This window comes from Sphingomonas sp. AP28 (assembly GCF_056680455.1).
In genome coordinates this window covers 1,074,912-1,093,834 of record NZ_CM155283.1, presented here as the reverse complement: position 1 = coordinate 1,093,834, position 18,923 = coordinate 1,074,912, and the positions used below count along the sequence as shown (strand labels likewise).

18 protein-coding genes and 1 tRNA gene are annotated in these 18,923 nt (G+C 66.0%); 11 read left to right on the top strand and 8 right to left on the bottom strand.

The features are described from left to right. Position 1: 1 nt before the first annotated feature. Positions 2-1,315 (bottom strand): metal-dependent hydrolase family protein, encoded by a 1,314-nt coding sequence (locus AC1MH0_RS04905; RefSeq protein ID WP_480964946.1) that lies wholly within the window; start codon positions 1,313-1,315, stop codon positions 2-4. A gap of 187 nt (positions 1,316-1,502) precedes the next feature. Here AC1MH0_RS04905 and AC1MH0_RS04900 point away from each other — a divergent pair, with 187 nt between their 5' ends. From AC1MH0_RS04900 to AC1MH0_RS04885, 4 genes are read left to right on the top strand one after another with little or no spacing between them, the layout of a single operon-like run. Beyond that, entirely contained in the window at positions 1,503-2,009 is a 507-nt protein-coding gene (locus AC1MH0_RS04900; protein WP_480964945.1) for a 2Fe-2S iron-sulfur cluster-binding protein, read from the top strand. Beyond that, complete coding sequence (locus AC1MH0_RS04895) at positions 2,006-2,992, top strand: FAD binding domain-containing protein (protein ID WP_480964944.1); 987 nt, start codon at positions 2,006-2,008, stop codon at positions 2,990-2,992. Before AC1MH0_RS04900 ends, AC1MH0_RS04895 begins: the two co-directional genes overlap by 4 nt. Next, the gene (locus tag AC1MH0_RS04890) at positions 2,989-5,325 is read left to right on the top strand and encodes a xanthine dehydrogenase family protein molybdopterin-binding subunit (protein WP_480964943.1); all 2,337 of its coding nucleotides are present in this window, start codon (positions 2,989-2,991) and stop codon (positions 5,323-5,325) included. The genes AC1MH0_RS04895 and AC1MH0_RS04890 overlap by 4 nt, the downstream gene beginning before the upstream one ends. Positions 5,326-5,364: 39 nt before the next feature. Further along, positions 5,365-6,543 (top strand): nucleoside hydrolase, encoded by a 1,179-nt coding sequence (locus AC1MH0_RS04885; protein ID WP_480964942.1) that lies wholly within the window; start codon positions 5,365-5,367, stop codon positions 6,541-6,543. A 98-nt stretch (positions 6,544-6,641) separates the two neighbouring features. Here the strand turns inward: AC1MH0_RS04885 and AC1MH0_RS04880 are convergent, their stop codons facing one another. The 7 genes from AC1MH0_RS04880 to AC1MH0_RS04850 all read right to left on the bottom strand — a co-directional run bounded on the left by AC1MH0_RS04880 (position 6,642) and on the right by AC1MH0_RS04850 (position 13,323). Continuing rightward, the gene (locus AC1MH0_RS04880) at positions 6,642-7,247 is read right to left on the bottom strand and encodes a hypothetical protein (protein ID WP_480964941.1); all 606 of its coding nucleotides are present in this window, start codon (positions 7,245-7,247) and stop codon (positions 6,642-6,644) included. A gap of 98 nt (positions 7,248-7,345) precedes the next feature. Beyond that, positions 7,346-7,421, bottom strand: a tRNA-Lys gene (locus AC1MH0_RS04875). A gap of 157 nt (positions 7,422-7,578) precedes the next feature. Continuing rightward, entirely contained in the window at positions 7,579-8,685 is a 1,107-nt protein-coding gene (gene rodA, locus AC1MH0_RS04870) for a rod shape-determining protein RodA (protein WP_480964940.1), read from the bottom strand. Between the two features lie 19 nt (positions 8,686-8,704). Next, on the bottom strand, positions 8,705-10,747 hold the full coding sequence (mrdA, locus tag AC1MH0_RS04865) for a penicillin-binding protein 2 (protein WP_480955825.1): 2,043 nt from the start codon (positions 10,745-10,747) through the stop codon (positions 8,705-8,707). A gap of 26 nt (positions 10,748-10,773) precedes the next feature. Then, the gene (gene mreD, locus AC1MH0_RS04860; protein WP_480964939.1) at positions 10,774-11,304 is read right to left on the bottom strand and encodes a rod shape-determining protein MreD; all 531 of its coding nucleotides are present in this window, start codon (positions 11,302-11,304) and stop codon (positions 10,774-10,776) included. Beyond that, positions 11,301-12,173, bottom strand: coding sequence for a rod shape-determining protein MreC (locus AC1MH0_RS04855; protein ID WP_192238804.1), 873 nt, complete (start codon positions 12,171-12,173; stop codon positions 11,301-11,303). The genes mreD and AC1MH0_RS04855 overlap by 4 nt, the downstream gene beginning before the upstream one ends. Positions 12,174-12,279: 106 nt before the next feature. Then, positions 12,280-13,323, bottom strand: a complete 1,044-nt coding sequence (locus AC1MH0_RS04850) for a rod shape-determining protein (RefSeq protein WP_055878614.1) — start codon at positions 13,321-13,323, stop codon at positions 12,280-12,282. A 171-nt stretch (positions 13,324-13,494) separates the two neighbouring features. On the opposite strand from AC1MH0_RS04850, the gene mutL reads away from it, so the two are divergent. From mutL to rplQ, 7 genes are all read left to right on the top strand, one after another. Next, positions 13,495-15,300 carry a DNA mismatch repair endonuclease MutL gene (mutL, locus tag AC1MH0_RS04845; RefSeq protein ID WP_480964938.1) on the top strand — a complete coding sequence of 602 codons (1,806 nt, stop codon included), beginning with the start codon at positions 13,495-13,497 and terminating at the stop codon, positions 15,298-15,300. A gap of 26 nt (positions 15,301-15,326) precedes the next feature. Beyond that, complete coding sequence (locus tag AC1MH0_RS04840; protein ID WP_480964937.1) at positions 15,327-15,737, top strand: hypothetical protein; 411 nt, start codon at positions 15,327-15,329, stop codon at positions 15,735-15,737. Positions 15,738-15,785: 48 nt separating this feature from the next. Next, complete coding sequence (locus tag AC1MH0_RS04835) at positions 15,786-16,031, top strand: hypothetical protein (RefSeq protein WP_480964936.1); 246 nt, start codon at positions 15,786-15,788, stop codon at positions 16,029-16,031. Positions 16,032-16,185: 154 nt separating this feature from the next. Continuing rightward, positions 16,186-16,554: a 30S ribosomal protein S13 gene (gene rpsM, locus AC1MH0_RS04830; protein ID WP_056015521.1), complete on the top strand. Its 369-nt coding sequence runs from the start codon at positions 16,186-16,188 to the stop codon at positions 16,552-16,554. Between the two features lie 84 nt (positions 16,555-16,638). Further along, positions 16,639-17,028 (top strand): 30S ribosomal protein S11, encoded by a 390-nt coding sequence (gene rpsK, locus AC1MH0_RS04825; protein WP_031395237.1) that lies wholly within the window; start codon positions 16,639-16,641, stop codon positions 17,026-17,028. 115 nt (positions 17,029-17,143) lie between these two features. Continuing rightward, positions 17,144-18,214: a DNA-directed RNA polymerase subunit alpha gene (locus tag AC1MH0_RS04820; RefSeq protein WP_031395236.1), complete on the top strand. Its 1,071-nt coding sequence runs from the start codon at positions 17,144-17,146 to the stop codon at positions 18,212-18,214. Positions 18,215-18,442: 228 nt separating this feature from the next. Next, the gene (rplQ, locus tag AC1MH0_RS04815; protein ID WP_056482675.1) at positions 18,443-18,865 is read left to right on the top strand and encodes a 50S ribosomal protein L17; all 423 of its coding nucleotides are present in this window, start codon (positions 18,443-18,445) and stop codon (positions 18,863-18,865) included. Positions 18,866-18,923: the final 58 nt, after the last annotated feature.

Below are 18,923 nucleotides of genomic sequence, written 5' to 3'. Positions count from 1 at the left end.
ATCAGATGCCGGCAGCAGGCGTCTTCGCGACCGTCCCACGGTGCATGACGAACTCGACGTGTTCGAGCCGCGTGACGTCCTGCAGCGGAGACCCCGCCACGGCGATGATGTCCGCGGTCTTGCCCGGTGCCAGTGTGCCGATGTCGTCGCGCCCGAGCAGGTCTGCTGCACCCACCGTGGCGGCGGCGATCGCCTGGGTCGGGGTGAGCCCGTTCCTGACCATCAGCGCGAACTCGGTGGCGTTGTCCCCGTGCTTCGACACGCCGGTATCGGTGCCGAACGCGACCTTGACCCCTGCGGCATAGGCGCGGCGGTGACTGGCCGCCATCGCCGCGGCCGCCGCCTCGGCCTTGACGATCGTCGCCGGCGGCAATGCACCGCCGCGCGCCTGGGCCAGCGCCGCGACGGGCGCGATCTCGGTCGGCACCAGATAGGCGCCCTTGGCCTTGAACAGCCGGATCGTCTCGTCGTCGAGGAACGTGCCGTGCTCGATCGAGTCCACGCCGGCCTCCAGCGCGGCCTTCGTGCCCTCGGCGGCATGGCTGTGCGCGGCGACCTTGCGGCCGAGCGCGTGCGCGGTCTCGATGATCGCGCGCATTTCCTCCGGCGTCATCGCGCGGCCGAGGCCGCCGCTGACGTTCGACAGCACGCCACCGGTCGCCGCGAACTTGATGACGCGCGCGCCCAACGCGACCTGCGCCCGCACGGCGCGGCGGCAATCGTCGGGGCCGTCGCACAGGTTCATTTCCTTCGCGTGCACCATGTCCGCGAATTCCTCCGCCAGCCCGTTGCCGCCGTCGCCGTGCCCGCCCGTCACCGAGATCATCTCGCCGGCATTGGTGATGCTCGGCCCCTCGATGGTGCCGGCATCGATCGCATCGCGCAGTGCCCGGATACCGCGCGGGTCGCCGCCCAGGTCGCGAACCGAGGTGAAGCCTGCCGCCAGCGTCGTGCGCGCATTTGCGACGGCGGTCATCTCGTCGTCGAACCGATCGCGGTTGAGCGCTTCCAGCCGCGCGCGCATCGGATCGCCGCCGATGCCCCAGAGATGGACGTGCATGTCGACCATGCCGGGCAGTACGAATGCGGTACGCAGGTCGATCAGCCTCGCCCCCTGTTCCGGTGCGACGAAGCCATCGCGCAGCTCGACGATCTTCCCGTCGCGGACGATGATCGTGGTGTTGCCGCGCGGCGCCTGCCCGGGCCTGTCGAGCACCGTGCCCGCTTGAATATAGGTCGTGGTCGATGGCTTGCCCTGCGCCAGTACCGGTGCCGCGACGATTGCCGTCAGCCCGATCATCCATGCCTTGATCATCACATTCTCCCCCTTTGATGCGTGATGCTCGCCGATGCGCGCCGCGCCGACAAGGGGGCATCGATCTATCTTCACGATCGCACCGCCAGACGCTTGGCAGACCCCGCTGATCGCGACTATACCGCTCGGTACTGAAATACGGATTCGGCGGTCGCAACGACACCGTCGGCTCAACAGGAGAGTGGCGATGTCGATACTTGTCAACGGGTCAGCGGTGGCGCTGCCCGACGATCCCCGTGTCTCGCTGCTCGATCTGTTGCGCGAAGGGCTGCACCTGGCCGGCACCAAGAAGGGCTGCAATCAGGGCGCGTGCGGTGCGTGCACCGTGCTCGTCGATGGTGAGCGGATCGTGTCCTGCCTCGCGCTCGCGGTGCAGTATGACGGGCGTCAGGTGACGACGATCGAAGGGCTCGCGGACGGCGATGCGCTGCATCCGTTGCAACAGGCGTTCATCGATCACGACGGGTTCCAGTGCGGCTATTGCACGCCGGGCCAGATCTGTTCGGCGATCGGCATGGCGGCGGAGGCGAAGCGCGGTGTGCCGAGCCATGTCAGCGCCGATCTCACCGCCGACGTGACGCTCACCCGCGAGGAGTTGCAGGAGCGGATGAGCGGCAATCTGTGCCGCTGCGGCGCGCACAACGGGATCATCGACGCGATCCGCGAAACCGTGGCAGCGGAGATGACGGCATGACCCCCTTCACCTACGCGCGGGCCGAAGACGCGGCCGATGCTTTGCTGCTCGGGCAGGCGAATGCGACGGCATACCTTGGCGGGGGCACCAACCTGGTCGACTTGATCCGCGAGACGGTCGCGAAGCCAAGCGCCCTCGTCGACGTGACCGGGTTGTCGAATGAGATCGAAGAGACCGAGGGCGGCGGGCTGATGATCGGCGCGGCGGTCCGCAACACCGCTATTGCCGAGCATCTGGCTGTGCGGACGCGCTATCCGGTCTTGTCGCGCGCGATCCTGGCGGGGGCGTCGGCGCAGATCCGGAACATGGCGACGGTCGGCGGCAACCTGCTCCAGCGGACCCGGTGCACCTATTTTTACGACACCGACGGATCGCGCTGTAACAAACGCGCGCCGGGGTCGGGCTGCGACGCGATCGAGGGTTTCACGCGGGGACACGCCATTCTCGGTGCGTCGTCGGCGTGCGTCGCGACGCATCCGTCGGACATGTGCGTGGCGCTCGCCGCACTCGATGCGGTCGTGCATCTGCACGGGCGGGGTGGGGCCCGGACATTGCCCTTTACCGAGCTTCACCGCCTGCCGGGCGATCATCCCGAGTTCGATACCGTGCTGGAACCCGGCGAACTCATCACCGCGATCGAACTGCCGCCGCTGAATTTCGCGGCCAACTCGACCTATCGCAAGGTGCGCGACCGAGCGAGTTACGCTTTCGCGCTGGTCTCGATCGCAGCAGCGCTGGAGATCGAGGGCGGCGTCATCAAGGACGTGCGGATCGCGCTCGGCGGGGTCGCGCACAAGCCGTGGCGCGCGTCGAAGGCGGAGGCGGCCTTGCGCGGTGGCCCCGCCACTGAAGAGGCATTCCTCGCCGCCGCCGTCGCCGAGATGGCGGACGCCGCGCCGCTTCGCGACAACGGTTTCAAGATCGCACTGACCAAGCGCACCCTCGTCGCCGTGCTTGGCGACCTTGCCGGAGCAGCAGCATGAGCATCGTCGATACGGTCAAGGAAACCGCGCAGGGCCTGATCCAGGGTGCGATGAGCAAGCTGGTGCCGCTCGCACCCGACAGCTGGGTTCCGGGCGGCGTGCCCGACCCGTTGATCCGCCAGCAGCATGGGCTGATCGGTACGTCGGTGTCGCGGCTGGATGGCCCGCTCAAGGTGCGCGGTGCGGCAACCTTCGCGGCCGAGTTTCCGCTGGAGGGCATGGTCTACGCTGCGCTCGCCTATGCCACGATTCCGCGCGGGCGGATCGCGGCTATCGATACCGCCGCGGCTGAGGCTGCGCCCGGCGTCGTGGTGGTGATGACGTACCTCAACACGCCACGGATGAACCCGCCGGCGGTGTTCGGCTCTTCCCCCACAGCGGCGGGACCGGCGGACCTGCCGATCATGCAGGACGACCGCGTCCACTGGAACGGCCAGCCGATCGCGGTCGTGCTCGCCGAGACGCAGGAACAGGCCGATCATGCCAAGTCGCTGATCGTGGCGACCTACGCGGCCGAGCCTTCGACCACGTCGCTTGCCGCGGCCAAGGAGGAAGGCCCCCAGCAGGGCCTGTTCATGGGCCAGCCGTTGCTCAACGAGATCGGCGATGCGGATGCGATGCTCGCGGCGGCGCCGCACAAGGTCGATCATGTCTATCGGACGCCGCGCCACAACCACAACGCGATCGAGCCGCATGCCGCGACGATCGCGTGGGTCGGCGACGAACTGATCGTCCACGACGCGACACAGCTCGTCACCGCGGAGGCGCAGACGATCGCCGACGTGTTCAACCTGAAGGCGGCACAGGTGCGCGTCACCTCGCCGTTCGTCGGCGGTGGATTCGGTGGCAAATGCCTGTGGGATCACCAGATCCTCGGCGCTGCCGCGGCCAAGCTCGCCGGGCGTCCGGTCCGCATCGCTCTGTCGCGCGAGGGCGTGTACCGCGTCGTCGGCGGGCGGACGCTGACCGAGCAACGCGTCGCGATCGGCGCGGACGCGGATGGTCGCTTCAAGGCGCTGGTCCACACCGGCATCGCCGCGATGACCCCGCACAACAACATGCCCGAACCCTTCATCCTCGGCACGCGCGGCGGCTATGCGGCGGACAGCTTCAAGCTGTCGGTCGAGACGGTCACGATGAACATGCTCGCCAACACCTTCATGCGCGCACCGGGCGAGGCGGTCGGCACGTTCGCGCTGGAATCGGCGATCGACGAGCTGGCGGTCGAACTCGGCATGGACCCGATCGCGCTGCGCATCCGCAACGAGCCGGACAAGGATCCGACCTCGGGTTTGCCATTCTCCTCGCGGCATATCGTCGAGGCTTGGCGCAGCGGCGCGGAGCGGTTCGGCTGGAACGAGCGGAGCGCCCAGCCGGGAACGCGTCGCGAAGGCGAGTGGCTGATCGGCATGGGCTGCGCGACCGGGACCTATCCCTATTACCGTATGCCGGGCGCCGCCGCACGGATCACGCTGCGCCGTGACGGGCACGCCCTCGTCGAGATCGCCGCGCATGAGATGGGCATGGGGACCTCGACGACGACGGCGATGGTGGCCGCCGATCGCCTTGGACTCCCGCTCGAGCGCGTCTCGGTCGGCTATGGCGATTCGATCATCCCCGGCGCGATCCTGGCTGGCGGATCGCAGCAGACCGCGGCGATCGGCGCGGCAGTGATTGCCGCGCATCATGCGCTGGTCGCCGAACTGCTGAAACTCGCGGGCAATGATTCGCCGCTCGCGGGCCTGTCGCCCGACGAGGTCGGCAGCGAGGATGGCGGGCTCGCCAAGCTCGACGATCCGTCGCGACGCGAAAGCTATGTCTCGATTCTCGAACGAGCGCAGCGCGAGAGCGTCGTCGTCAGTGAGGAAGCATCGCAGCCGCTCGAACTGATGCATTGGTCGATGCATTCGCACAGCGCGCTGTTCTGCGAGGTGCGCGTCAACGCGGTCACCGGCGAGACTCGCGTCAGCCGCTTCCTCGGCGCGTTCGATTGCGGTCGCATCCTCAACCCAAAGACCGCGCGCAGCCAGTTCCGCGGCGGGATCGTCATGGGCCTCGGCATGGCGCTGATGGAGGAAACGCAGTTCGACGAGCGCAACGGTCGCATCATGAACCCGAGCCTCGCCGAATATCATGTGCCCGTGCACCTCGACGTGCCAGAGATCGACGTGATCTGGACCGACATCGCCGACCCGCACACGCCGATGGGCGCGCACGGCGTGGGCGAGATCGGCATCACCGGCGTCGCCGCGGCGGTGGCGAACGCGATCTACAACGCCACGGGAACGCGCGTGCGTGACTTGCCGATCACACTGGACAAGGTGCTGATCTGATCGGAGAGCGTATGGCCAGTCCTGCCGGAGATCGCCTGCATGGACTGGCAGGAATGGCATACCGATCTGGCGGGGAAGAGTTGCGCGATGGCCTTTCGTTTCGTCCCGGTGGGCTGCCTCATCGCGCTGCTTTCTCTCGCAACGCCTGTCGCGACCTCTGCTCAGAATGCGTCGGCCAAGCGGCTCGTCCTGATCGATGATGACGTCGTCGGTCTCAACGGCGCGCCTGCGCTGCTGCTTCAGGCACCGGGCGTCGAAGTGCTGGGGATCACCACGACCAGTGGTTCGGTATGGCGCGATACGGCGACCGCCTATGCGCTGCGGACCGTCGAGATTCTCGGGCGCACCGACGTGCCGGTGGTGCCGGGCGCGACTTTTCCGCTGGTGAACAACGAGGCGGCGACCAAGCGGTGGGAAGGGCTGTACGGTCGGCTCGAGTTCAAGGGACCTTGGACGGAGCCCGTGTCCGGCGATACGCCTGGTACGTCGTCGCCTTCGGTAGTGCCGAGCCTGCCGATCGGCGATCCCGTCACCAAACCGTCCGGCGAGATCGCCGCCGCGTTCCTCGTCCGGATGGTCCGCGCGCACCCGCACCAGATCACGCTGTTCGCCACCGGTCCTATGACCAACATCGCGATCGCGCAAAGCCTCGACCCGAGCTTCGCCGCGAACGTGAAGGAACTCGTCTACATGGGCGGCAGCCTCAATCCGCAGCAGTCGATCGACACGCCGGCAGCTGCAGAGTTTGCGCGCGAATTCGTCAACACGCCGCGCCGCGAGTTCAACATCCGCTGGGATCCCGAAGCCGCACGGATCATGGCGCACGGCGCGTGGCCGAAGGTGACGATGGTCCCGATCGACCCGTCGACGGGCACGCATTGGACGCGCGGCTTCCTCGACAGCCTCAAGCCAGCCCACACGGCGCTGACCGACACACTTCAGACTGGGCTCGAACCGGGATTTCCGATGTGGGATGAGATCGCTGCGATGGTCTGGCTTGAGCCCGCCATTATAACGCGCGTCGAGATGCTCTACATCGATTTCGACACCAGCCAGACCGCCGGATACGGCGATACCCTATCGTGGCACGACGCATACCGCCCATATCTCGGCGAACGCGCGCAGACAGTCGTGCTTCGCGTCGACCGCGATAAGATGGAGGCGGCAATGCGCGCGCTCTACACAAGACCTCTGAAGCGTAGGCCGTTTTTGCGGTAAAGCCGTCCACCCGATAAGGACATTCGCTCCCCAAGGCGGCTCCCGGACGGAACATACGTAACCATCGACGCCCTGAGCCAGAAATCCGCGTGCAGGACTCACTCTTGGGATTCCCGCCACCGGCGCACGGCCTCCTCATACGCCTGCTTTTGCCCGCGTAGCGCGTCTTCCGCAGCCTCTATGCTGGAGGAGCGAGCCTGCTCCAACGCGCGACGATCCCGCGCAAGCGCCGCCTCGCGTTCGGCGAGATCTTTCTTCTTCCGGTCAAAGTCTGCTTGTACCGACGTCAAAGCCTCCTCAGCCGCATCAAGCTCGTCGCGTTTCGGCCGCGGCTTGGGTTTGGGTTTAGCCTGAGGTTTCGCTCGCGGTTTAGCGGCAGGTTTCGGATCGGCATCGGCATCGGCATCGGCATCGGCATCGGCATCGGCATCGGCATCGCGCGGCGCGGCAGGCGCCCGCTGTTCGGGCAGTGCCGCAATCTGTTCAGCGGTCGTCCCACGCGAATGCTTCACGACCGTGCCGGGGGAGGCGAGCGGTTCCGCCATCAACGCCGGATCCGTGACTTGCTCGGCAATGCCCCGCGCGAACAAGTCGCGGTCGCTACCCCACGCCGCCAGTGCCGCCTTCTGGCTCGGCGCAGCGACATACGCATCGTAGAAACCCGCTACGGTCCGGTACACCTTCAACTGTCGGACACGCGCCATGCCAACCGATAGCGCGGCGCGCAGCGCGGCGAAAGTTGCCTGATGCAGGTCACTGCCGATGCGACCAATCGGTGCCGGTATCTAGAGCTATAAGAAAATGGTGGACGCACTTGGGCTCGAACCAAGGACCCGCTGATTAAGAGTCAGCTGCTCTACCAACTGAGCTATGCGTCCATTCCTGGGCGGTTTTGAGTGGCGCCCTGGTGTGGCGCCCCGCTGCTGGAGGCGCGCTGTTAGCAGACTCATCGGGGGCCGCAACCCCCTTTTCGTCGATCCGAGTCCGTTTTGGTCGATCAGGCCGTTTTTTTTGCGAATTAAGAGGTTTTCCGCGTCACCAGCCGACCGTCATGCGGTTCTGGCGGTCGATCGACATCAAAATGCCTAGGCAGAGCAGTACCGTCATCTGTGCCGAACTGCCGAAGCTCACCAGCGGCAACGGGATGCCGACGACAGGGGCGAGGCCCATCACCATCATCAGGTTGATCGCGACGTAGAAGAAGATCGTCGTCGACAGGCCCGCCGCGGTCAGCCGGCCGAAGCGAGTCTGGGCGCGCTGGCCCACCTCGATGCCCCAGCGGATCACCAGCAGGAACGCGAGGATCAGCAGACAGCCGCCGACCAGGCCCCATTCCTCCGCCATCGTCGCGAAGACGAAGTCGGTATGCCCCTCGGGGAGGTAGTCGAGGTGGCTCTGCGTGCCCTGGAGGAAGCCCTTGCCCCAGATCCCGCCCGAGCCGATCGCGATCTTCGACTGGCTGATGTGATAACCAGTGCCGAGCGGATCGCTCTCGGGATCGAGGAAGATGAGGATGCGGTTGCGCTGGTAATCGTGCAACGCGAAGTTGATCGCGAGCGGGATCGCCACTGCGGCGGTGATCGCGCCACCGACGAACAGGCGCAGCGGTATGCCTGCGAGGAACATCACCGTCGCGCCGCCCGCGCAGATCATCAGGGCGGTGCCGAGATCGGGCTGCTTCATGACGATCGCGGCCGGTATGCCGATCAGTAGCGCCGCGGGCCATACCGCGCTGAACCGTCGCGTCTCGCCAGGCGGGAGCATGTCGTAGAATTTGGCGCAGGCGAGCACGATCGCGGGCTTCATGAACTCGGACGGTTGCAGGCGGATGAAACCGAGGTCGAGCCAGCGCTGCGACCCGCCCGAGACCTTGCCGAGGATCTCGACCGCGACCAGCGACACGACGATCAGCGCATAGGCCGGCAGCGAGCCCGCCTTCCACGTCCGCTCGGGGACGTAGGACAAGGCGATCGCACCGGCGAGCAGGACGAAGAAGCGGATGCCCTGCGACAGCGCCCAGGGCTTGAGCGAGCCGCCGGCCGCGGAATACAGCACGACCTGGCCAAAACAGCCGATCGCGACCACCAGCAGGAGGACGCGCCACGGCAGCTTGGCGAGCGGCTCAGGAACGATACGGTTCATCGCTGACGCTCGGTTCGGTTCACGGCTGGCGGTCCCTTGAATCATCTTCGGCGACCGTAGCGCCCGGTGCCGTCAGCGCCTCCTGCGTGGCGTTGGCCATGTCGGTGGCGTTCTCGACCGCGGGGGCGTCGCTGGGCACGATCGCGTCGGTCTTGGTGGCGATCGCCGCCGGGGGCGCGGATTGCGCCTTGCGGTAGGTCTCCGCGGTCGCCGCCATGCGCGTACGGATGTCGCCACCCCAGGTCGGTTCGACCTCGGCGAGCGATTTCAGCGCGCGCTCGCGGTCGAGCATGTAGGTCATGATGTCGCGGCCGATCATCGGCGTGTCGAGGTTGCGCACGGTGTGGCCGTTATGCTCGAGCACGACCGCAAGCGCATAGCGCGGATTGTCGGCGGGCGCGAAACCGATGAACAGCGCGTGGTCGCGCATCTTGAACGGCAACTGCCCGTTCTTGAGCACGCCCGACCGCCGCTCCGCCATCGTGATGCGACGAACCTGCGCAGTACCGGTCTTGCCTGCGATCGCGACTCCCGGGATCAGCAGTTTCGCCGCGCCGCCGGTACCGCCCTGGTTGATCACCCCGAACATCGCGTCGCGGACGCGCGCGAGATGCTCGGAGTCGATCGCGAGGGCAGGGGAGTCGCGGTGGACATGGCTGGCGAGAATGCTCGGCTGCAACGCGCGCCCCGACGCGAGCCGCGCCGCCATCACCGCGAGCTGCAACGGGTTGGCCAGCACATAGCCCTGGCCGATCGACGCGTTGAGCGAATCCGCCACGGTCCAGTCGTGCTTGTACTTCTTCAGCTTCCACGCCGGATCGGGCACCGTGCCGTAACGCTGCGTCGAGAAGGGCAGGTCGAACTTCTGCCCCATCCCCAGCGTCCGCGCGATCGGCGCGATCGCGTTGTAGCCGACCCGCCGCGCCATCTCGTAGAAATAGATGTCGCAGCTCTGCATGATCGCGTTCTTGAGATCGAGCGGACCGTGGCCGCTTTTCTTGTGGCAATGGAACACGCTGGTCCCGAGCCGCATCGCGCCCGAGCAATTGACGCGTGTCGACGGATCGACGCCGGCGTTCATCAGCGCGAGGCCGTTCATCGGCTTGACCGTCGAGCCCGGCGGATACAGCCCCTGCGTGACCTTGTTCATCAGCGGCACGTGATCGTCGTCGCTCAGCATCTGCCATTCGAGATGGCTGATCCCGTCCGAAAAGCTGTTCGGATCATAGGCCGGCATCGACACCATCGCGAGCATCTCGCCGGTGCGGGTATCGAGCACCACGACCGACCCGGAGTTGGTGCCGAGCCGCCGCGCCGCATATTCCTGAAGCCCGACGTCGATGGTCAGCCGTGCTGTCTTGCCGGGTACGTCGGGCTTGGTCGCGAGTTCGGCGACCAGCTTGCCGCGCGCGGTGACCTCGACGCGCTTGGCGCCGGCGACGCCGCGCAGTTCGGTCTCGAGCATCTTTTCGAGCCCGTCCTTGCCGAGCTTGAAGCCGGGGGTGACGAGCAGCGGGTCGTGCGTCTTCTTGTACTGCTCGGCGTTGGGTACGCCGACATAGCCGGTCAGATGCGCGACCGCGGCACCCGCGGGATAGCTGCGCGCGAACCCGCGGGTCGGCGCGACGCCGGGCAATTCGGGGAGGCGGACGCTGACCGCGGCAAACCGCTCCCAGTCGAGATTCTCCGCGACCTGTACGGGCTGGAATCCCGCGGCATGTTCGAGGTCGATCGCGATCCGCTCGACTTCCTCGGGCGGTAGCTGGAGGATGCGACCGAGCAGTGGCAGCACGCGCTCCTTGTCGCGGAGGCGGTCGGGGATGATGTCGACGCGGAAATCGGTGCGGTTGTTGGCGATCGGCACGCCGTGGCGGTCGACGATCCAGCCGCGGCGGGGGGGCAGCAGCGTCATGTTGACGCGGTTGCTCTCCGACATTTGCGTGTAGCGCTCGTTCTGCGCGATCGACAGCCATGCCATCCGCCCGGCGAGCAGCAGCCCGACGCCGCCTTGCGCTGCGCCCAGCATCCACGCGCGCCGCGAGAAGCTGTACGCCTGGGACATCTCGGTAACGATCCGCGGGGTATTCCTCACTCGGCGCCCCGCTTGTTCTGGATCGCCGCGACGATGCGGGCCGCCAGCGGGAACATCAGGATCGTGACCGCGATCTGCGCGATCAGGATGGTGTCGACATGCGCGCCGACCGGCACCGCGATGAAGCGCCCGGCGATGATGCACGCCGCGATCAGCCCGCCGCCGATCAGCCAGTCTTGCCAATAGTCGCGAAACGCGAGGCGCTGCTCGATCATGTCGATCGCGACGAACGCGAGCGACCACATCAGCACGGCGCTGCCGAGTGGCTGGCCGCTGACGAGGTCGTCGAAGAAGCCGAGCGGGGCTGCGGCCCAGGGCTTGAACGCGAACCGGGCTAGCAGCCGCCACGCGAGCAGCATGACGAACCCGAACGGGGGGAGGAGGGGGATCGTCGCGACCACCGGGATGATCGTGACCAGCGACCCGGCCATGACCGTCGCCCAGGGGATCGCGCGCGACCGGCCGGCGGGGATCTTGGTCTCGAACGGCTTGTAGTCGACGCTGTCCATCAGGCGGGGCGGCATCATTGCTGCGTCACCGGGCGAGGCGGGGGCACGGGCATGAACATCCGCTCGACCAGCGCGAAGTCGAGCGTGTCGGGATCGGCGAAGGCGCGTGCCATCACCGAGTCCGAGCCTGCCTTGGTCACGCGGGCGACGGGGACGCCGGGCGCGTAGATCCCGCCGGTGCCGGTCGTCACGAACAGGTCGCCCGCGTTGAAGCGTACGTTGGTGGCGTTGACCGAGCGGATGTCGATCATCCCGTCGCCGCGCCCCGCTGCGATCGCGGGCATCCCGTCGCGCGTGCGGCGGACGGGCACGATGCTGTCGCCGTCGCTTAGCAAGAGGATGCGCGCCGCGTTGGGGCCAGTCTCGACGACGCGCCCGATCAGACCGTCGGGGCCGCGCACCGGCATGCCGGGCAGCACGCCGTTCCAGCGACCCGCGTTGAGCAACGCATAGCGCCGCCCGCTCGACGCGCTCGAACTTACCAGCCGTGCGGTCACGACCGGCGCGGTCGAGCGTTCGCGGATCGCGAGCAGGCTGCGCAACCGGCGATTGTCATAGGCGATCGTCCGCGCGCGCATCAGCAGCGCCCGTGTCCGCTCGCGATCCGCTCGAAGCGCGACGTTCTCCTGCTTCACGAAGAAGTAGTTGCCGATCGCATCGGGGATGCCCGAAATCGAAGATCCTACCGTGGCGAGTCCGGTCGAGACCGGCGTCGTCACCCCCGCCACGCCCATCCGCAGCGCTGAAAACGCGGGCGGATTGAACGTCGACGCGACGAGCAGCACCAGGCCCACCACCGCACCAGCGACGGCGAGCACATAGCCCATGAACACACCATATTGCCGACGCCGGGAAAACCCCGTGCGCCGGTCGCGGGCTGGCGCCATGCGCCTGTCCCCCTGTCTCGGGCGCCGCCAAAGCGCAGGGGGACCTACCCCTGCGACTCGGACGACGCGATTTCGTGTCCGCGTGTCTTAAAGCAAAAACAATCTCTTAGCCGCTCATCAGCACGCCGCGGAACAACGGATCCTCGAGCGCGCGACCGGTGCCGAGCGCGACGCAGGTCAGCGGGTCCTCGGCGACCGTCACCGGCAGCCCGGTCTCGTCGCGCAGCACTTCGTCCAGACCCTGCAGCAGCGCGCCGCCACCGGTCAGCACGATGCCCTGGTCGACGATATCCGCGGCCAGCTCCGGTGCCGTGTTCTCGAGCGCGACGCGGACGCCCTCGACGATCGTCGCGACCGGCTCGCTGAGCGCCTCGGCGATCTGGCCCTGGTTGATCTGGATCTCCTTGGGCACGCCGTTGACGAGATCGCGGCCCTTGATCTGGATAATCATGCCGATGCCGTCGACGGGCGGCTTGGCGATGCCGACTTCCTTCTTGATCCGCTCCGCCGTCGCTTCGCCGATCAGCAGGTTATGGTTGCGGCGGACGTACGATACGATCGCCTCGTCCATCTTGTCGCCGCCGACACGCACCGAGGTGGTGTAGGCGAGACCACGCAGCGACAGCACCGCGACTTCGGTCGTGCCGCCGCCGATGTCGACGACCATCGAACCGATCGGCTCGGTGACCGGCATGTCCGCGCCGATCGCCGCCGCCATCGGCTCCTCAATCAGCCAGACCTGCGACGCGCCCGCGTTCGACGCGGCATCGCGGATCGCGCGGCGCTCGACTTTGGTCGAACCCGACGGCACGCAGATCACGATCTCGGGCCAGCGCGCGAACTTGCGCGGGCCGTGGACCTTCTGGATGAAATACTTGATCATCTGCTCGGCGACGTCGATGTCCGCGATCACGCCGTCGCGCAGTGGCCGGATCGCCTCGATGTTGCCCGGCGTCTTGCCCATCATCATCTTGGCGTCGTCACCGACCGCCTTGACGCGCTTGATACCGTTGATCGTCTCGACCGCGACCACCGACGGCTCGTTCAGGACGATGCCGCGGCCACGGACGTAGACGACGGTGTTCGCGGTGCCGAGGTCGATCGCCATGTCGTGCGACATGAACTTGAAGAAACGCGAGTAGAAGGCCATTCAATCAGGGTCCCGTATCCAGTCCGCCGGACGGGCGAACCGCCAGCAAAAACATGCGCACACACATCATCTCGCGGAGCCCGCCGGTGGTTTCGAGCACCGGGTGCCTATACTGTATTAAGTGGCGTTTGCGGGTCGCGGGATGCCGTCGCTTGGTCTAGACGCAAACCCATGTCAATACGGCGTCTCCCCGAGCATCTGGTCAATCGCATCGCCGCCGGTGAAGTGGTGGAAAGACCCGCCAGCGCGTTGAAGGAGTTAGTCGAAAACGCGATCGATGCAGGCGCGGGCCGTATCGCGATTCTCCTTGCAGAAGGAGGCACTTCGCGGATCGAAGTCGCCGATGACGGCTGCGGGATGACCCCCGCGGACATGGCCTTGGCGCTCGAACGCCACGCGACTTCGAAGCTGCCCGACGAGTTCATCGAATCGGTCGTGACGCTCGGCTTTCGCGGCGAGGCGTTGCCCTCGATCGCGAGCGTCGCGCGGCTGACGATCGAAAGCCGGATCCGCGGCGCCGAAGGCTGGGCGCGCACCGTCGACAATGGGAAAGTCGAGCGCGAAGGCCCCGCCGCGCTCCCGCCCGGCACGCGCGTCGTGGTCGAGGACCTGTTCGCCCGCGTCCCCGCCCGCCGCAAGTTCCTGCGCTCCCCCCGCGCCGAATACGCCGCCTGCCTGGACGTCGTCCGCCGGCTCGCAATGGCACGGCCCGACATCGGTTTCACGCTGGAGCATGACGGTCGCCGCGCGCTGTCGGCGATGCAGGTCGAGGACCGGCCGGGCAGGGTGGCGACGCTCACCGACCGCGCGCTCGCCGACAATTCGGTGGCGATCGACCTCGAGCGCGAAGGCCTGGTGCTGGGCGGCGTCGCCAGCCTGCCGACCTACAATCGTGGCATCGCCGACCACCAGTATCTCTTCGTCAACGGCCGCCCCGTAAAGGACCGCCTGCTGATGGGCGCGATCCGCGGCGCCTATGCCGAGATGCTCCCGCGCGACCGCCACGCCGTCGTCGCGCTGTTTCTCGACATCCCGACCGACCAGGTCGACGTCAACGTCCACCCCGCCAAGACCGAAGTCCGCTTCCGCGACCCCGCAATGGTAAGAGGCCTAATAGTCTCCGGCCTCCGCCGAGCCCTCGACGCCGCCGGCCACAGAAGCCAACGCGCCAGCGAGTCCGCCCTTTCAATGTGGCAACCAGAACAAACCTCCTCTCCCCTCCGGGGAGAGGAAGGGGCCCGTCCGCAAAGCGGATGGGAAGGTGAGGGCACGCCCCAAAGGCTCCTCCTGGAAAACCGCTCCTACAGCTCCGTCAACGACTCCCGCCCCACCTTCTTCGCCGCGCCCCCGCAGGCAAGAGCCGAACCCGCCTGGACACCCCCACCCCAAACCGCCGCTTTCCCGATGGGCGTAGCAAGAGGCCAAGTCGCCAAGACCTACATAGTAGCCGAAGCCGAAGACGGCCTCGTCCTGGTCGACCAGCATGCCGCCCACGAACGCCTCGTCCTAGAACGCATGCGCGCAGCCCTCGCCGGCGGCACCATAGCGTCCCAAGCCCTCCTCATCCCCGAAGTCGTAGAACTCGACGAATCCGCCTGCGACCGCCTCGAGTCCCGCGCCGAAGAACTCTCCGAATTCGGCCTAGACCTCGAACGCTTCGGCCCCCACGCCATGCTGGTCCGCGCCACCCCCGCGCTCTTGGGCCAAAGCGACCCGAAAGGCCTGGTAACCGACCTGGCCGACGAACTCGCCGCCTTCGACGAAGCTCTCTCCCTAAAGGAGCGCCTGGACGCGGTCGCCGGCACGATGGCCTGCCACGGCTCCGTCCGCGCCGGCCGCATATTGTCGGTGACCGAAATGAACGCGCTGCTCCGAGAAATGGAAGTCACCCCCCATTCCGGCCAATGCAACCACGGCCGCCCCACCTGGGTGAAACTCGAGCACGGCGATATCGAGAAGCTGTTCGGGCGGAAGTAATCGGCCGATTTGGGGAGCAATCATAAATGACCTTGCAGCGCAGTGTGAGGAGTGAGCTTGTCCGAACGGTCACTGTGGCATGGATTGTGGGAGCTATCGGCGGCACGGTCATATCGGTGATCGGCCTAGCGCTTTTCCGGGGATTTCTTGCGCTCGTAGTGCTTCCGCTGATGCTGCCCCTTGCAGTCACCGTGTCAGCTTTAGCGTATCTGCCTATTTTGCTCGCCGTCACCGTCTTTCCCCGCGGGATGTTGCGGCACAAGGCGATCTGGACCGTCGGCGTGCCAATCGCCGTTGCAATGGCCAGCTATTGGCCGGGCGGGTTTACATCGTTTCCCTTCGGCGTCGACTTCAGCGTTTTTACGTCCATAACGGGCGCGGCGATCGCTGGCGGCTGGTGCCATTATTTCACGGAGCATCTCTACGATGGGATCTGAACGGTCGCCGAGGTGGTATTTATACGTCTGAGGCTGCATGCACTCGATATGGACTCCCTCTCGCTATTCGGCCTAGCCGCGGTATCGTTCACCCTCCTATGCTACGCCAAGGAAGCCGGTTCGCACTGGTGGACGCTCGGTTTCGCATTCGGTTGCGTGCTCGGTTCGATCTACGGGTTCCTGCAGGGCGCGTGGCCGTTCGGGGTGGTCGAGCTGATCTGGACGGTTGTCTCGTTCCGCCGCTGGCTCAAGATGCGCCAGGCTGCACCGTCCCACGCGGAACCGCTCGCTTGACACTGCGTTAGCGCGCGCCTATTCGAACTCTCCCCGACACGACGGTTCCGGCGGCGCTTGTTTGCGTTCGTCGCTATCGTGCGTTTCGGTTCATCGCTAAGAGATGAGGTCTGTGCAGCCATGCCGGACCTCGTGGAGCAGGAGAACCAAGTTCATGGCACGTATCGCGGGTGTTAATATCCCGACCAACAAGCGCGTGGTGATCGCGTTGACCTATATTCACGGCATCGGTTCGACCAAGGCCAAGGAAATCGTCGCGAAGCTCGGCATCGCTGACACCGCCCGCGTCCAGGACCTGACCGACCAGGAAGTCCTGCACATCCGCGAGACGATCGACGCCGATCACACCGTCGAGGGCGATCTGCGCCGCCAGACCTCGATGAACATCAAGCGCCTGATGGATCTCGCCTGCTATCGCGGCCTGCGTCATCGCAAGGGCCTCCCGGTCCGCGGCCAGCGCACGCATACCAATGCGCGCACCCGCAAGGGCAAGGCCAAGCCGATCGCCGGCAAGAAGAAGTAATCCACTTTTTTAATGGGTTACTCCGCCGGCGCTGGTCCCAACGGGCCGCCCGGCGTCACGCAGATACAGGTCAGGAAATACACCATGGCACGCGAACCTCAGCGCATTAAGCGGCGCGAGCGCAAGAACATCACCTCTGGCGTCGCTCACGTGAATGCCAGCTTCAACAACACCATGATCACGATCACCGATGCCCAGGGCAACGCGATCTCGTGGTCGTCGGCCGGCGCAATGGGCTTCAAGGGCTCGCGCAAGTCGACTCCGTACGCGGCCCAGGTCGCAGCGGAAGACGCCGGCAAGAAGGCCGCCGAGCACGGCGTCCGCACGATCGAAGTCGAGGTCAAGGGCCCCGGCTCGGGTCGCGAATCGGCACTGCGCGCGCTTCAGGCAGTCGGTTTCCAGATCACATCGATCCGCGACGTGACCTCGATCCCACACAACGGCGTTCGTCCTTCGAAGCGTCGTCGCGTCTGATTTCTCCGACGTTGTCCGCGCGCGGTCGTCCCTGATCAGGTCGAACGTGCGTCGCGGATGCATTTTAATGGCCGGCGGAAGTCCTTTCCGTCGGCCCCCAAATTAGGGGAAGCATGTGTCTGTCAACGCAAAGAACTGGCAGGAACTCAAGAAGCCCAGCGGCCTGGAGAAAAAGGCCGGTGGCGACACCAAGCGCAAGGCGACTTTCATCGCCGAGCCGCTCGAGCGTGGCTTCGGCCTGACGCTCGGCAACGCGCTGCGTCGCGTGTTGCTCTCGTCGCTGCAGGGCGCGGCCGTCACCTCGATCAAGATCGAGAACGTGCTGCATGAGTTCTCGTCTCTGGCCGGCGTCCGCGAGGACGTGACCGACATCGTCCTCAACGTGAAGCAGATCGCGATCCGCATGCAGGGCGAGGGGCCCAAGCGCCTCCAGCTCTCGGCAACGGGTCCGGGTGAAGTCAAGGCCGGCGACATTGCCGTCTCGGGCGACATCGAGATCATGAACAAGGATCTTGTGATCTGCCACCTCGATGAGGGTGCGACGCTCAACATGGAGCTGACCGCCGACATCGGTAAGGGTTACGTGCCCGCGACCGCAAACCGCCCGGCCGATGCGCCGATCGGTCTGATCCCGGTCGATGCGCTGTACTCGCCGGTACGTCAGGTTTCGTACAAGGTCGACCCGACCCGCGTCGGTCAGGACCTGGATTACGACAAGCTGACGCTGACGATCGAAACCGACGGCACGATCACCCCGGAAGACGCAGTCGGCTATGCCGGTCGCATCCTCCAGGACCAGCTCGCGCTGTTCGTCCACTTCGACGACTCGTCGGTCACGCGTTCGTCGGCCCCGATCGGCCAGGCAGCCCCTGCTGCCGGTGGTGCGGAGCCCGCAGGCGACACGCAGCAGATCAACCGTTACCTTCTCAAGAAGGTCGACGAGTTGGAACTGTCGGTGCGCTCGGCGAACTGCCTCAAGAACGACAACATCATCTACATCGGCGATCTGGTCGGGAAGACCGAAGCCGAGATGCTGCGTACGCCTAACTTCGGCCGCAAGTCCTTGAACGAGATCAAGGAAGTGCTGTCGTCGATGGGTCTTCGCCTGGGTATGGAAATCCCGGGCTGGCCACCTGAGAACATCGAAGAGATGGCCAAGAAGCTTGAACAAGAGATAATGGGATAAGTGGTTCGGGGCTGAGTAATATCGGCCCTGACCTCTTGTTCACCTGCGAAGGCGGGTGCCCAGACTGGATCCCCGCCTTCGCGGGGAGACAATCGAGAGAAGGGCTAAGGAAGCGTCCTAGGCGCAACCTTAGTGTGACCTTTGGACTACGGCGATTGGCAGTGGCCGCAACACTGCCTGCTCCCGGGTACCTCACACGGCCCCTGAACGAACGAAAAGGTATTAAACATGCGCCATCGCGTAGGCGGCCGTAAGCTTCAGCGGACCTCGGCCCATCGTCTTGCTCTGTTTCGCAACATGAGCGCCGCGCTCATCAAGCACGAGCAGATCACCACCACCGTCGCCAAGGCGAAGGAACTGCGTCCCTACGTCGAGAAGCTGATCACGCTCGCGAAGAAGGGTGGCCTGTCCAACCGTCGTCTCGCGCACGGCAAGCTGCTCGACGATGCGCAGCTGATCAAGCTGTTCGACACGCTCGCGACCCGTTATGCGGATCGCAACGGCGGCTACACCCGCGTCATCAAGGCCGGTATCCGCATGTCGGACGCCTCGCCGATGGCCGTCATCGAGTTCGTCGACCGCGACGTCTCGGCGAAGGGCCAGGATTCGGGTCCGGTGATGTCGGACGCCGAGTACGACGACGCAGCGTAATCCCCGCCTAATCGTATTCGAATTGCAGGCCGCGTTTCCCATCCGGGAGGCGCGGCCT